Raw genomic sequence first — 11,668 nt, 5'->3', positions numbered from 1 at the left:
TCTAACCAACTGAGCTACACCCGCGTTTCCCGGCCGAAGCGGCTGTGCGCCCCGGCGAGGGGCGTCGTTTAGGCGGCCCGACCCAGCGCGTCAAGCGACCTTTTCGGAGAAAGACGCCGGTCAGCGCGACGGGGCTGTGGACGGGGCGACGACGGCCGCCTGTGGCGGACTGTGCGGACCGGCCAGGCCGCCGGCCGCAGGCTCCTGTGCGGCGACGGCGGGGGCGGGCGGCTCGTAATGGACGCCGACGCCAGGCCCCAGCGGCAGGTCCAAGGCGACCCAGGCCGCCACCATGCAAAGTCCCGCGATCAGGAAGGCCCCGGCGTAGGGCAGCATGGTGGCCATCAGCGACCCCAGGCCGAATCGCGGGTCCCACCGCTGGGCGAAGGTCAGGATCAGCGGGAAATAGCTCATCAGCGGCGTGGCGATGTTGGTGACCGAATCGCCCATGCGATAGGCGGCGGTCGTCATCTCGGGCGAGATGCCCAGAAGCATGAACATCGGCACCACGATGGGCGCCAGGGCCGACCACTTGGCCGAGGCCGATCCGATGAACAGGTCGAAGAAGCAGGAGACGAAGACCACGCAGATCAGCAGGAGCGGGGCGGGCAGGGCGATGCTCTTCAGGCCCGCCGCCGCATGGACCGCCAGGATCGGGCCCAGGCCCGACCAGTTGAACATGGCCACGAAATGGGCGGCGAAGAAGGCCAGCACGATATAGGGCGCCAGCTGGGCGATGCCGTCGCGCATCATGGCCACCAGATCGCGGTGCGACTGGATCGCACCCGATCCCGCGCCATAAGCCCCGCCCGCCACGAAGAAGGTGACGGCGAAGAAGGCGACCAGCGAGCGGTAAAGCGGATTGAACCGCTGTTCCGGATCGGCGTCGGGGTCCACGAAGGGCGAGCCGGGCAGGAAGGTGATCAGCGCCCACAGCGCGATCATGCCCAGCACCGCCAGGCCGGCGAAGGCCAGGCCGCGCTTCTCGGCGGCGGTCAGGGGCTGTTTCTCGTCGGCGGCGGGGGCGGCGACGCCCTCGGCCGGCTTCCACACCCCAAGGCGCGGCTCGATGACCCGGTCGGTCAGGAACCAGACGATGGGGGTGAAGACGAAGACGACGCCGACGATGAAGAACCAGTTGCCGGCGATGTTGACCGAATAGGACGGGTCGATCAGCCGGGCGGCCGGCTCGGTGATGCCCAGAATCAAGGCGTCGCTGGCCCCTGGAAACAGATTGCCGGCGTATCCGCCCGACACGGCGGCGAAGCCCGCGGCCAGCCCCGCCAGAGGATGACGCCCCGCTGCGGCGAAGATCACCGCCGCCAGAGGAATGACCACGACATAGGAGGCGTCCGACGCATGGTGGGACACCATGCCGGTGATCACCACGACCGGCGTCAGTATCGCGCGCGGCGCATTCAGCAGGGCGCCGCGAATGGCGGTGGCGAACAGGCCCGTCCGCTCGGCGACCGAAGCCCCGTATATGATGGTGATGACGATCCCCAGCGGCGGGAAGTCGGCCAGGGTGCGCGGCATGCCGATGATCAGCCGCTCCAGATTCTCGCCCGACAGCAGGCTCTGCGCCGCCAGCCGGTCGCCGGTGACGGGATTGACCGCCGACCACCCCAGGCCCGCCCCGATCAGGCTCAGCACGATCAACCCGCCGATCAGCCACAGGAACAGGAAGACCGGATCGGGCAGGCGATTGCCGATCCGTTCGACGGCGTTCAGGGCGCGGCTGGCGACGCTCATTCGGATGACTTTCGGTTACGTAAAGGAGGTCGCCATAGGGCTTTGACCACGCGGGACGCGCAAGCGCCGGGCCTGCGACATATGGCGCGCAAACTTGCGATCCATTCTCAATGAAAAGCCAATGTCCGCAGGGGTTTGAACGGCGACGTTGTTGGGTCTAAGAAGCGCCGAATCCCGCCTCTCCCCGGCGGACGAGGTTCTTCGAATGAACGCATTTCTTCTAGAATATCTGCCCGTGCTGGTGTTCGCCGGCGTCGCGGCCTTCATTGGCATCCTGTTCATCGCGCTGCCGCTGCTGCTGGCGCCGAAGAGCCCGGACAGCGAAAAACTGTCGGCCTATGAGTGCGGCTTCAACGCCTTCGACGATGCGCGCATGAAGTTCGACATCCGCTTCTATCTGGTGTCGATCCTGTTCATCATCTTCGACCTGGAAGTAGCCTTCCTGTTCCCGTGGGCGGTGTCGATGTTCGACCTGTCGCACGCCGGAATGGTGTTCGCCTTCTGGTCGATGATGGTCTTCCTGGGCGTGCTGACCATCGGCTTCATCTACGAATGGAAGAAGGGAGCCCTGGAATGGGAGTAGTCGCCGCTTCCAAGCCCGCCGGCCTGGTGTCCGCATCGGGCGCGCCGCTGGTTCCAGCCGGAGCCGCCGCGCGTTCGACCGTCGAGGGCTATGACCCCAAGGTCCACGACAAGTTCTTCGAGGCCGTGAACATGGAGTTGGGCGAGCGCGGCTATCTGGTGGCCGCCGCCGACGACGTGATCAACTGGGCCCGCACCGGGTCCTTGATGTGGATGACCTTCGGCCTGGCCTGCTGCGCCGTCGAGATGATCCAGATGTCGATGCCGCGTTTCGACGTCGAGCGCTTCGGCATGGCGCCGCGCGCCAGCCCGCGCCAGTCGGACCTGATGATCGTCGCCGGCACCCTGACCAACAAGATGGCCCCCGCCATCCGCAAGGTCTACGACCAGATGCCCGATCCGCGCTATGTCGTGTCGATGGGCAGCTGCGCCAACGGGGGCGGCTACTACCACTACAGCTACAGCGTCGTGCGCGGTTGCGACCGCGTGGTGCCGGTGGACGTCTATGTGCCGGGCTGCCCGCCCACGGCCGAGGCGCTGCTGTACGGCCTGCTGCAACTGCAGAAGAAGATTCGTCGCACGGGGACCATCGACCGATGACCTCTTTGGCTGTTCAGGCCCAGCACGAGGCCGTTCTGACGCCGCTGGGCGCAGAAATGGTTGGGGCTTTGGGTGTCGAGGCCCAGGTGGCCTTTGGCGAACTGACGCTGGTGGCGCCGCGCGAGCGGATCGTCGAGGTGATGACCGCCCTGCGCGATCAGTTCGGGTTCCAGCAACTGCTCGACCTTTGCGGCGTGGACTACCCCGATCGCAAGGAACGGTTCGAGGTGGTCTATCACCTGATGTCGCTGACCCGGAACGCGCGCCTGCGCGTCAAGGTGTCGACCGACGAGGTGCAGCCCGTGCCGTCGATCATCGCCGTCTATCCGGCCGCCAACTGGTTCGAGCGGGAAGCCTACGACATGTACGGCATGCTGTTCTCGGGCCACCCGGATCTGCGCCGCCTGCTGACGGACTATGGTTTCGAGGGGCATCCGCTCCGCAAGGACTTCCCCATGACGGGCTATGTCGAGGTCCGTTACGACGAGGAACAGCGCCGCGTGGTCTATGAGCCTGTCAAGCTGACGCAGGAGTTCCGCACGTTCGACTTCCTGTCGCCGTGGGAAGGCGCCGAATACCCCGCGCCGGTCCTGCCGGGCGACGAAAAGGCGGGAGGCCAGGCGTAATGGCTGACGGAAACCCCACCGTGGCGCCGCTGGGCGTGGATGTGTTCGAGGACGACCTGGACACCCGCACCGCCCATGCGCGCGAGATGGAAGATCGCAAGTTCACCATCAACTTCGGCCCGCAACACCCGGCCGCGCACGGCGTGCTGCGCCTGGTGCTGGAGCTGGACGGGGAGATCGTCGAGCGCGTCGATCCGCACATCGGCCTGCTGCACCGCGGCACCGAAAAGCTGATGGAGGCGCGCACCTATCTGCAGAACGTGCCCTATCTGGACCGGCTGGACTACGTCTCGCCGATGAACCAGGAGCACGCCTTCTGCCTGGCCATCGAGAAGCTGCTGGGCATCGAGGTTCCGTATCGGGCGCAGCTGATCCGCGTCCTGTATTCGGAAATCGGCCGCATCCTGTCGCACATGCTGAACGTGACGACCCAGGCCATGGACGTGGGCGCCCTGACGCCGCCGCTCTGGGGCTTCGAGGAGCGCGAGAAGCTGATGGTGTTCTACGAGCGCGCCTGCGGCGCCCGGCTGCACGCCAACTACTTCCGTCCGGGCGGCGTCCATCAGGACCTGCCGATGGACCTGATCGACGACATCGGCCGCTGGTGCCACGAGTTCCCGCCGGCGCTGAAGGACATCGAAAGCCTCGTCACCGAAAACCGCATCTTCAAGCAGCGCAACGTCGACATCGGCGTGGTGTCGAAGGAACAGGCGCTGGCCTGGGGCTTCACCGGCGTCATGCTGCGCGGATCGGACATCGCCTGGGACCTGCGTAAGTCGCAGCCCTACGAGTGCTACGCCGAGCTGGAGTTCGACGTCGTGGTCGGCAAGAACGGCGACTGCTGGGACCGCTATCTGGTGCGCATCGAAGAGATGAAGCAGTCGGTGCGGATCATGGAGCAGTGCATCCATAAGCTGCGGAACTGCCCCGGCCAGCCGGTGATGGTCGAGAACAACAAGATCGTGCCTCCGCGTCGCGGCGAGATGAAGCGCTCGATGGAATCGCTGATCCACCACTTCAAGCTCTACACCGAAGGCTTCTCGACGCCTGAGGGCGAGGTCTATGCCTCGGTCGAGGCGCCCAAGGGCGAGTTCGGCATCTATCTGGTGTCCGACGGAACCAACAAACCCTATCGCGTGAAGATCTCGGCGCCGGGCTTCCGCTCGCTGCAGGCGATGGACTGGATGAACCGCGGCCACCAGCTGGCCGACGTGTCCGCCATCCTGGGCTCGCTCGACATCGTTTTCGGAGAAGTGGACCGATGAGCGTTCGTCGTCTCGCCAAGGAACAACCCGCCTCTTTCGCCTTTACGGACGACACCATGGCCAAGGCCGAATGGTGGATCAGGAAATACCCGGAAAGCCGTCGTCAGTCGGCGGTGATCCCGGTTCTGTGGTTGGTGCAGAAGCAGGAAGGCTGGGTGTCCGAACCCGCCATCCGCGCCATCGCCGAGCTGCTGGGCATGGCCTATATCCGGGTGCTGGAGGTCGCAACCTTCTACACCATGTTCATGCTGGAGCCGGTCGGCAAGACCGCGCTGATCCAGGTGTGCGGCACCACGCCGTGCATGCTGCGCGGCGCCAATGAACTGATGCGCGTCTGCAAGGAGAAGATCGGTCCCAAGGATCATCTGTCCGCCGACGGCCGCTTCACCTGGCAGGAAGTCGAATGCCTGGGCGCCTGTTCGAACGCGCCGATGGCCCAGATCAACGACTACTATTTCGAAGACCTGACGCCCGAGACCATCGGCCAGATCATCGACGACTTCGCCGCCGGCAAGACGCCGGAGCGGGGTTCCTACATCGGGCGCACCAATGCGGCGCCGGTCGGCGGGGCCAAGACCCTGCTGGACGCCAAACTGTATGACGGCTCGGCCGCCAAACCGATCAAGAAGCTGCCGAACAGCGACCCGGCCCCGGTCGATAAGGCCCCGGCCTGATGTCGCCGCCCGATCTGAACACCGACGAGGGCCGCGCGGCCTATCGCAAGGAACTGCGGGGCGTGGGTCGTCCGTTGCGGGCGGGCGGCCTGGCGATGGTCGTCGGCGCCGCTATGCTGATCCTGATCTCGCGCCAGGGCGTGGTCGGGCCGTGGGCGGTCAACGTCTCCTACTTCATGCTGGCGGCCGGCTGGGCGATGGTCATCGCCGCCATCTGGATGCGCACCCGCCACCACAAGCGCCGTCTGGCGGAAGGACTCTGAGGGCCATGGTCGGCATTCTCGAAGACAAGGACCGGATCTTCACCAACCTGTACGGCTTCCATGACTGGGGCGTAGAGGGGGCGAAGCAGCGCGGGGCGTGGAACGCCACCAAGGACATGCTGGACCTTGGCCGCGACTGGATCATCAACAACGTCAAGGCCTCGGGCCTGCGCGGCCGGGGCGGCGCCGGATTCTCGACCGGCCTGAAGTGGTCGTTCATGCCCAAGGAAGTGAAGGATCGCCCTCACTATCTGGTGATCAACGCCGATGAGTCCGAGCCCGCGACCTGCAAGGACCGCGAGATCATGCGTCATGATCCGCACCTGCTGATCGAAGGCGCGCTGATCGCCAGCTTCGCGATGCAGGCCCACGCCTGCTACATCTATCTGCGCGGCGAATATGTGCTGGAGCGCGAGCGGATGGAGGCCGCCGTCAAGCAGGCCTACGAGGCCAAGCTGATCGGCGACGACAACGTCCATGGCTGGGACTTCCACGTCTATATCCACCACGGGGCAGGGGCCTATATCTGCGGCGAAGAGACGGCCCTGCTGGAATCGCTGGAAGGCAAGAAGGGCCAGCCGCGCCTGAAGCCGCCGTTCCCGGCGGGCGCGGGTCTGTACGGCTGCCCGACCACGGTGAACAATGTCGAGTCCATCGCGGTCGTGGGCACCATCCTGCGTCGCGGCGCCGACTGGTTCGCCGGCTTCGGTCGTCCGAACAACACCGGCACCAAGCTGATGTCCCTATCGGGCCATGTGAACACGCCCTGCGTGGTCGAAGAGGCGATGTCGATCCCGCTGCGTCAGCTGATCGAGGATCACGGCGGCGGCGTTCGCGGCGGCTGGGGCAATCTGAAGGCTATCATCCCCGGCGGCGCGTCCTGCCCGGTCATCACCCGCGAACAGGCCGAGACGGTCCTGATGGACTTCGATTCCATGCGCGAGATGCGCTCGTCGCTGGGCACCGCCGGCGTGACCGTGATGGACGAGTCGACCGACATCGTGAAGGCCATCGCCCGCATCAGCTACTTCTTCAAACATGAGAGCTGCGGCCAGTGCACGCCTTGCCGCGAGGGCACCGGCTGGATGTGGCGGGTGCTGGAGCGGATGGCGGTGGGCGAGGCCGATCCGTCGGAAATCGACCTGCTGCTGGATGTCGCGGGCCAGGTCGAGGGCCACACCATCTGCGCCCTGGGCGACGCCGCCGCCTGGCCGGTGCAGGGCCTGATCCGTCACTTCCGTCACGAGATCGAGGACCGGATCGCCAACTACCGCAGCCGCCGCGCGAGCTTCGCCGGCCACGCCATCGCCGCGGAGTAGGGATGCGCCTTTCGCCCGCCATCGTGATCGGAGCCTTCGCTCTCGCCGCTTGCGGCGAGCGTGACGCTGCGCCCACGCCTGCGGAAAAGGTCTCGGCCGAGGTCAGGACGTCGGACGCCGTGCAGACCGCGCCCAAGGTTCTGACCCCCGGCGAACTGCGCCGCGTGTGCCGTGCGGGCCTGGCCCAGATTCACGGCCAGACGCCGTCGGCCATCACCCTCGACGGGGTGCAGGACGGGGTGGTGCGCGCCTCGTGGCGGGCGCCGGTCGATGGCGGCCGGATGCGCGCCGAATGCCGCGTCGAAAACGATCTGATCGTGTGGAAGCCGCTCGATCTGCCCGATGCAACGCTCGTTCGCTGGATGAACCAGTCGGGCGATCCGGTGATCCGCTACGTCATGGACGGCGATACGATCACCATCACACAGACGCTCCCGGATGGGACGACGGAACGCGCCGATCTGGCCGTTCCCGCTGAAGAAGAGGCCCGCTGATGCCAGTCGCCAAGGTCAACGGCGTCGAAACCGAGTTCGAGCCCGGCATGACCGTGCTCCAGGTCGCCGAACGCGCGGGGCAGGAAATCCCGCGCTTCTGCTACCACGAACGCCTGTCCATCGCCGGCAATTGCCGCATGTGCCTGGTCGAGGTGAAGCCTGGACCGCCCAAGCCCCAGGCCTCGTGCGCGCTTCCGGCCGCCGACGGCCAGGAAATCTTCACCGACACGCCGATGGTCAAGAAGGCCCGCGAAGGGGTGATGGAGTTCCTGCTCATCAACCACCCGCTGGACTGCCCGATCTGCGACCAGGGCGGCGAATGCGACCTGCAGGACCAGTCGGTCGGCTATGGCCGCGACGGTTCGCGCTATTCGGAGAACAAGCGCGCGGTCGAAGAAAAGGCGATGGGTCCGACCATCAAGACCTTCATGACGCGCTGCATCCAATGCACGCGCTGCGTCCGCTTCATCACCGAGGTCGCCGGGGTGCCGGACATCGGCATGATCTCGCGCGGCGAGGACGCCGAGATCACGACCTATCTGGAGAAGTCGGTCGCCTCGGAACTGTCGGGCAACGTCAACGACCTGTGCCCGGTCGGCGCCCTGACGCACCGGCCTTGGCAGTACCATTACCGTCCGTGGGAACTGAAGAAGACCGAGACCATCGACGTCATGGACGCCCTGGGCTCCAACATCCGCGCCGACTATCGCGGGTCCGAGGTCATGCGTGTGCTGCCGCGCGTGAACGAGGGCGTCAACGAAGAGTGGTTGTCGGACAAGAGCCGCTATGTCGTCGACGGCCTGACCGCGCGTCGTCTGGACCGTCCGTGGATCCGCGAGAACGGACGCTTGCGCGCCGCATCGTGGAACGAGGCGCTGGACGCCGTGGCCGCCAAGCTGAAGGCCGCAACTGCCGACCGCATCGGCGTGATCGCCGGCGACCTGCAGGACGCCGAATCGATGAAGGCGTCGCTGGACCTGTTCCGCGCTTTGGGCTCGAACAACACCGACTGCCGCCAGGACGGCGCCGCCCTGGGCCATGGCCCGCGCGAGGGCTGGCTGTTCAACTCCGGCCTGGAAGGCATTGAAAAGGCTGACGCCATCCTGATCGTCGGGGCCAATCCCCGCGTCGAGGCGCCGCTGCTGAATGCCCGCCTACGCAAGACCTGGCTGAAGGGCGATGTCGAGATCGGCGTCATCGGCGAACAGGCCGACCTGACGTTCGACTACGCCTATCTGGGCGCAGGCACGCAGACCCTGGCCAAGCTGCCGAAGTCGGCGATGGATTTCCTGACCAAGGCCGAGCGGCCGGCGATCATCGTCGGCGCCGGCGCGTTGGGCGGGGAGGGCGGTCCGGCCGTCCTGAACGCCCTGGGTGCCCTGGCGAAAAAGGTCGGCGCCGTCGCGGACGGCTGGAACGGCTTCAACGTCCTGCACCATGCCGCGTCGCGCGTCGCCGGTCTGGACATGGGCTTTGTCCCGGCCGAGGGCGGCCTGACCGTCGCCGAGATGCTGAAGCCCGACGCGCTGGACGTGCTGTTCCTGCTGGGCGCCGACGAGGTCGATCCGACCGGCTCCAACGCCTTCCGCGTCTATCTGGGCAGCCACGGCGACCGGGGCGCGCACGGCGCCGACGTCATCCTGCCGGGCGCGGCCTATACCGAGAAGTCGGGCCTTTACGTCAATACCGAGGGCCGCGTGCAGATGGCCGAACGGGTGGTGTTCCCCAAGGGCGAGGCCAAGGAAGACTGGGCCATCATCCGCGCCCTGTCCGCACGGGTCGATCAAACCTTGCCCTACGACACGCTGGAGCAACTGCGCGCCAAGCTGATGGGCGATCATCCGACCTTCGGCCGGATCGACTATCTGCCCGCACCGGCGGCGTTCGACGTGGCCTCGCTGGGCGCCGAGGGCGATCTGGGCGATCGCGCCTTCGGCTCGGTCGTGACCGACCCCTATCTTTCCAACCCGATCGCGCGCGCCAGCGCGACGATGGCCGAGTTGTCCGCCCTGCGGATCGCCCCGGTCGCTCTGGCGGCGGAGTAAGTCATGGACCCCGTTTCCTTCTGGGCCACCCCGCTGGGCTGGACGCTGATCACGCTCGGTCAGGTCCTGCTGATCACCGTCGGCGTGCTGATCGCCGTCGCCTTCCTCCTGCTGGCCGACCGCAAGGTGTGGGCCGGCGTGCAGATGCGTAAAGGACCCAACGTCGTCGGTCCGTTCGGCCTGCTGCAATCCTTCGCGGACATGATCAAGTTCGTGCTGAAGGAGGTCGTGATCCCGGCCGGCGCGGACAAGGCGGTCTTCATCATCGCCCCGATCATCACGGTGATCCTGGCCTTCATGGCCTGGGCGGTCATTCCGTTCGCCCCCGGCTGGGTGGTGTCGGACCTGAACGTCGGCATCCTGTACATCTTCGCGGTCTCGTCGCTGGGCGTTTACGGCATCATCATGGGCGGCTGGGCTTCGAACTCGAAGTATCCGTTCCTGGGCTCGCTGCGTTCGGCGGCGCAGATGGTGTCCTATGAGGTCTCGCTGGGCCTGATCATCATCAATGTGATCCTGCTGGCCGGCACCATGAACCTGTCGGCCATCGTCGACAGCCAGAAGGGCATGTTCTGGAACTGGTACGGCTTCGGCGGCGGCGCCGACACCTGGCCGCTGGTCGTGATCCTGTTCCCCATGTCGATCATCTTCTTCATCTCGGCCCTGGCCGAGACCAACCGCCCGCCGTTCGACCTGCCCGAGGCCGAGTCCGAACTGGTCGCCGGTTATCAGGTCGAATACAGCTCGACACCGTATCTGCTGTTTATGATGGGCGAGTACGTCAACATCGTCTTCATGTCGGCCATGATCAGCCTGCTGTTCTTCGGCGGCTGGAACCCCGGCGTGCCGCAAGCCTGGATGGACGGACTGCCGGCCTGGATCGCCTATGCGATCTATCTGCTGACCTTCATGGCCAAGACCGTCTTCTGGTTCGTCATGATCTCGATGGTGAAGGCCTTCGTGCCGCGCTATCGCTACGATCAGCTGATGCGTCTGGGCTGGAAGATCTTCCTGCCGACCTCGCTGGTGGCGGTCGTCATCGTCTCGGCCTGGCGCGTGTTCGTGGTGGGGTCGTGATGGTCGCGCCGAAGACGCCTGCTCTCAAGGATAAGTGCTGATGTTCACCCGTATCGTCCAGGCGACCAAGGGCGCGATGATGCTGGACGTCATCGGCGCCATCGGCCTGTCGCTGAAATATATGGCGCGGCCGAAGATGACCGTGAACTATCCGTTCGAGCGCAATCCGCAGTCGCCGCGCTTCCGGGGCGAGCACGCCCTGCGCCGCTATGCGAACGGCGAGGAACGCTGCATCGCCTGCAAGCTGTGCGAGGCCATCTGCCCGGCCCAGGCCATCACCATCGAGGCCGAACCGCGGGCCGACGGCAGCCGCCGCACGACCCGCTACGACATCGACATGGTCAAATGCATCTACTGCGGCCTGTGCCAGGAAGCCTGCCCGGTGGACGCCATCGTGGAAGGGCCGAACTCGGAGTTCGCCGTCGAGACGCGCGAGGAGTTGCTCTACGACAAGCAACGCCTGCTCGATAACGGCGACCGCTGGGAACGGCAGATCGCCAAGAATCTGGAACTCGACGCGCCTTACCGCTAAGGCGCTCACGCTAACGGGTCGGCGATTCCTGAAAGGGGGTCGCGGCCGATACGAAAGGGGCTTCGTCCCGACATGCTGCAAGGCATAGCCTTCTATCTGCTGGCGGCGGTCGCCACGGTTTCCGGCCTTCTGGTCGTGACCGCGCGCAACCCGGTGCACAGCGTGCTGTGGTTGATCCTGGCCTTCTTCTCGTCGGCGGGTCTGTTCGTCCTGCTGGGGGCCGAGTTCCTGGCGATGCTGCTGGTCGTTGTCTATGTGGGCGCGGTCGCGGTGCTGTTCCTGTTCGTCGTCATGATGCTGGACGTGGACTTCCTGAAGCTACGCGAGGGCTATGCGCGCTATCTGCCGCTGGGGGCGATCATCGCCGCCGTGCTGCTGGCCGAGATGATCGTCGTGTCGGTCGCCGTGGTGCAGGGCGGGGCGGCGGCGGGCCTGCCGG

13 protein-coding genes and 1 tRNA gene (1 of these 14 cut by a window edge) are annotated in these 11,668 nt (G+C 66.0%); 12 read left to right on the top strand and 2 right to left on the bottom strand.

Annotated features, from left to right (window positions below):
- Positions 1-24 (bottom strand) — tRNA-Asp (locus RTU05_RS05720); it reaches 153 nt to the left of the window's first position.
- Positions 25-120: 96 nt separating this feature from the next.
- Entirely contained in the window at positions 121-1,752 is a 1,632-nt protein-coding gene (locus RTU05_RS05715; protein ID WP_312596480.1) for an AbgT family transporter, read from the bottom strand.
- A 205-nt stretch (positions 1,753-1,957) separates the two neighbouring features.
- Between RTU05_RS05715 and RTU05_RS05710 the strand changes: the two genes are divergently transcribed.
- The 12 genes from RTU05_RS05710 to RTU05_RS05655 all read left to right on the top strand — a co-directional run.
- Positions 1,958-2,335 carry an NADH-quinone oxidoreductase subunit A gene (locus RTU05_RS05710; protein ID WP_205680889.1) on the top strand — a complete coding sequence of 126 codons (378 nt, stop codon included), beginning with the start codon at positions 1,958-1,960 and terminating at the stop codon, positions 2,333-2,335.
- Positions 2,305-2,934, top strand: coding sequence for a NuoB/complex I 20 kDa subunit family protein (locus RTU05_RS05705; RefSeq protein WP_248116284.1), 630 nt, complete (start codon positions 2,305-2,307; stop codon positions 2,932-2,934). Before RTU05_RS05710 ends, RTU05_RS05705 begins: the two co-directional genes overlap by 31 nt.
- Positions 2,931-3,560, top strand: a complete 630-nt coding sequence (locus RTU05_RS05700; protein WP_409411595.1) for an NADH-quinone oxidoreductase subunit C — start codon at positions 2,931-2,933, stop codon at positions 3,558-3,560. The genes RTU05_RS05705 and RTU05_RS05700 overlap by 4 nt, the downstream gene beginning before the upstream one ends.
- Positions 3,561-3,646: 86 nt before the next feature.
- Entirely contained in the window at positions 3,647-4,825 is a 1,179-nt protein-coding gene (locus tag RTU05_RS05695) for an NADH-quinone oxidoreductase subunit D (RefSeq protein WP_312596508.1), read from the top strand.
- Positions 4,822-5,499: an NADH-quinone oxidoreductase subunit NuoE gene (gene nuoE, locus RTU05_RS05690; protein ID WP_312596478.1), complete on the top strand. Its 678-nt coding sequence runs from the start codon at positions 4,822-4,824 to the stop codon at positions 5,497-5,499. The genes RTU05_RS05695 and nuoE overlap by 4 nt, the downstream gene beginning before the upstream one ends.
- On the top strand, positions 5,499-5,762 hold the full coding sequence (locus RTU05_RS05685; protein ID WP_292023269.1) for a hypothetical protein: 264 nt from the start codon (positions 5,499-5,501) through the stop codon (positions 5,760-5,762). The genes nuoE and RTU05_RS05685 overlap by 1 nt, the downstream gene beginning before the upstream one ends.
- Before the next feature lie 5 nt (positions 5,763-5,767).
- Complete coding sequence (gene nuoF / locus RTU05_RS05680) at positions 5,768-7,081, top strand: NADH-quinone oxidoreductase subunit NuoF (protein ID WP_312596476.1); 1,314 nt, start codon at positions 5,768-5,770, stop codon at positions 7,079-7,081.
- Positions 7,082-7,083: 2 nt separating this feature from the next.
- Positions 7,084-7,575, top strand: a complete 492-nt coding sequence (locus RTU05_RS05675) for a hypothetical protein (RefSeq protein WP_312596475.1) — start codon at positions 7,084-7,086, stop codon at positions 7,573-7,575.
- Positions 7,575-9,620, top strand: coding sequence for an NADH-quinone oxidoreductase subunit NuoG (gene nuoG, locus RTU05_RS05670; RefSeq protein ID WP_312596474.1), 2,046 nt, complete (start codon positions 7,575-7,577; stop codon positions 9,618-9,620). The genes RTU05_RS05675 and nuoG overlap by 1 nt, the downstream gene beginning before the upstream one ends.
- Before the next feature lie 3 nt (positions 9,621-9,623).
- The gene (nuoH, locus tag RTU05_RS05665) at positions 9,624-10,697 is read left to right on the top strand and encodes an NADH-quinone oxidoreductase subunit NuoH (protein ID WP_312596472.1); all 1,074 of its coding nucleotides are present in this window, start codon (positions 9,624-9,626) and stop codon (positions 10,695-10,697) included.
- A 40-nt stretch (positions 10,698-10,737) separates the two neighbouring features.
- Positions 10,738-11,229, top strand: a complete 492-nt coding sequence (gene nuoI / locus RTU05_RS05660) for an NADH-quinone oxidoreductase subunit NuoI (RefSeq protein WP_017503987.1) — start codon at positions 10,738-10,740, stop codon at positions 11,227-11,229.
- A 72-nt stretch (positions 11,230-11,301) separates the two neighbouring features.
- Positions 11,302-11,668 (top strand): NADH-quinone oxidoreductase subunit J (locus RTU05_RS05655; protein WP_312596471.1); only part of this gene is annotated, 367 nt, incomplete at its 3' end.

Origin of the sequence: Brevundimonas sp., assembly GCF_032017145.1 — a bacterium.
Taxonomy (GTDB): domain Bacteria; phylum Pseudomonadota; class Alphaproteobacteria; order Caulobacterales; family Caulobacteraceae; genus Brevundimonas.
The sequence above is the reverse complement of the archived record's forward strand: the minus strand, read 5'-3'. Positions and strand labels throughout refer to the sequence as shown.

What these genes read in the sequence shown, in the direction of transcription:
- RTU05_RS05715 (WP_312596480.1), bottom strand. Translation starts at nt 1,752, where the DNA reads ATGAGCGTCGCCAGCCGCGCCCTGAACGCCGTCGAACGGATCGGCAAT.
- RTU05_RS05710 (WP_205680889.1), top strand. Translation starts at nt 1,958, where the DNA reads ATGAACGCATTTCTTCTAGAATATCTGCCCGTGCTGGTGTTCGCCGGC.
- RTU05_RS05705 (WP_248116284.1), top strand. Translation starts at nt 2,305, where the DNA reads ATGGAAGAAGGGAGCCCTGGAATGGGAGTAGTCGCCGCTTCCAAGCCC.
- RTU05_RS05700 (WP_409411595.1), top strand. Translation starts at nt 2,931, where the DNA reads ATGACCTCTTTGGCTGTTCAGGCCCAGCACGAGGCCGTTCTGACGCCG.
- RTU05_RS05695 (WP_312596508.1), top strand. Translation starts at nt 3,647, where the DNA reads ATGGAAGATCGCAAGTTCACCATCAACTTCGGCCCGCAACACCCGGCC.
- nuoE (WP_312596478.1), top strand. Translation starts at nt 4,822, where the DNA reads ATGAGCGTTCGTCGTCTCGCCAAGGAACAACCCGCCTCTTTCGCCTTT.
- RTU05_RS05685 (WP_292023269.1), top strand. Translation starts at nt 5,499, where the DNA reads ATGTCGCCGCCCGATCTGAACACCGACGAGGGCCGCGCGGCCTATCGC.
- nuoF (WP_312596476.1), top strand. Translation starts at nt 5,768, where the DNA reads ATGGTCGGCATTCTCGAAGACAAGGACCGGATCTTCACCAACCTGTAC.
- RTU05_RS05675 (WP_312596475.1), top strand. Translation starts at nt 7,084, where the DNA reads ATGCGCCTTTCGCCCGCCATCGTGATCGGAGCCTTCGCTCTCGCCGCT.
- nuoG (WP_312596474.1), top strand. Translation starts at nt 7,575, where the DNA reads ATGCCAGTCGCCAAGGTCAACGGCGTCGAAACCGAGTTCGAGCCCGGC.
- nuoH (WP_312596472.1), top strand. Translation starts at nt 9,624, where the DNA reads ATGGACCCCGTTTCCTTCTGGGCCACCCCGCTGGGCTGGACGCTGATC.
- nuoI (WP_017503987.1), top strand. Translation starts at nt 10,738, where the DNA reads ATGTTCACCCGTATCGTCCAGGCGACCAAGGGCGCGATGATGCTGGAC.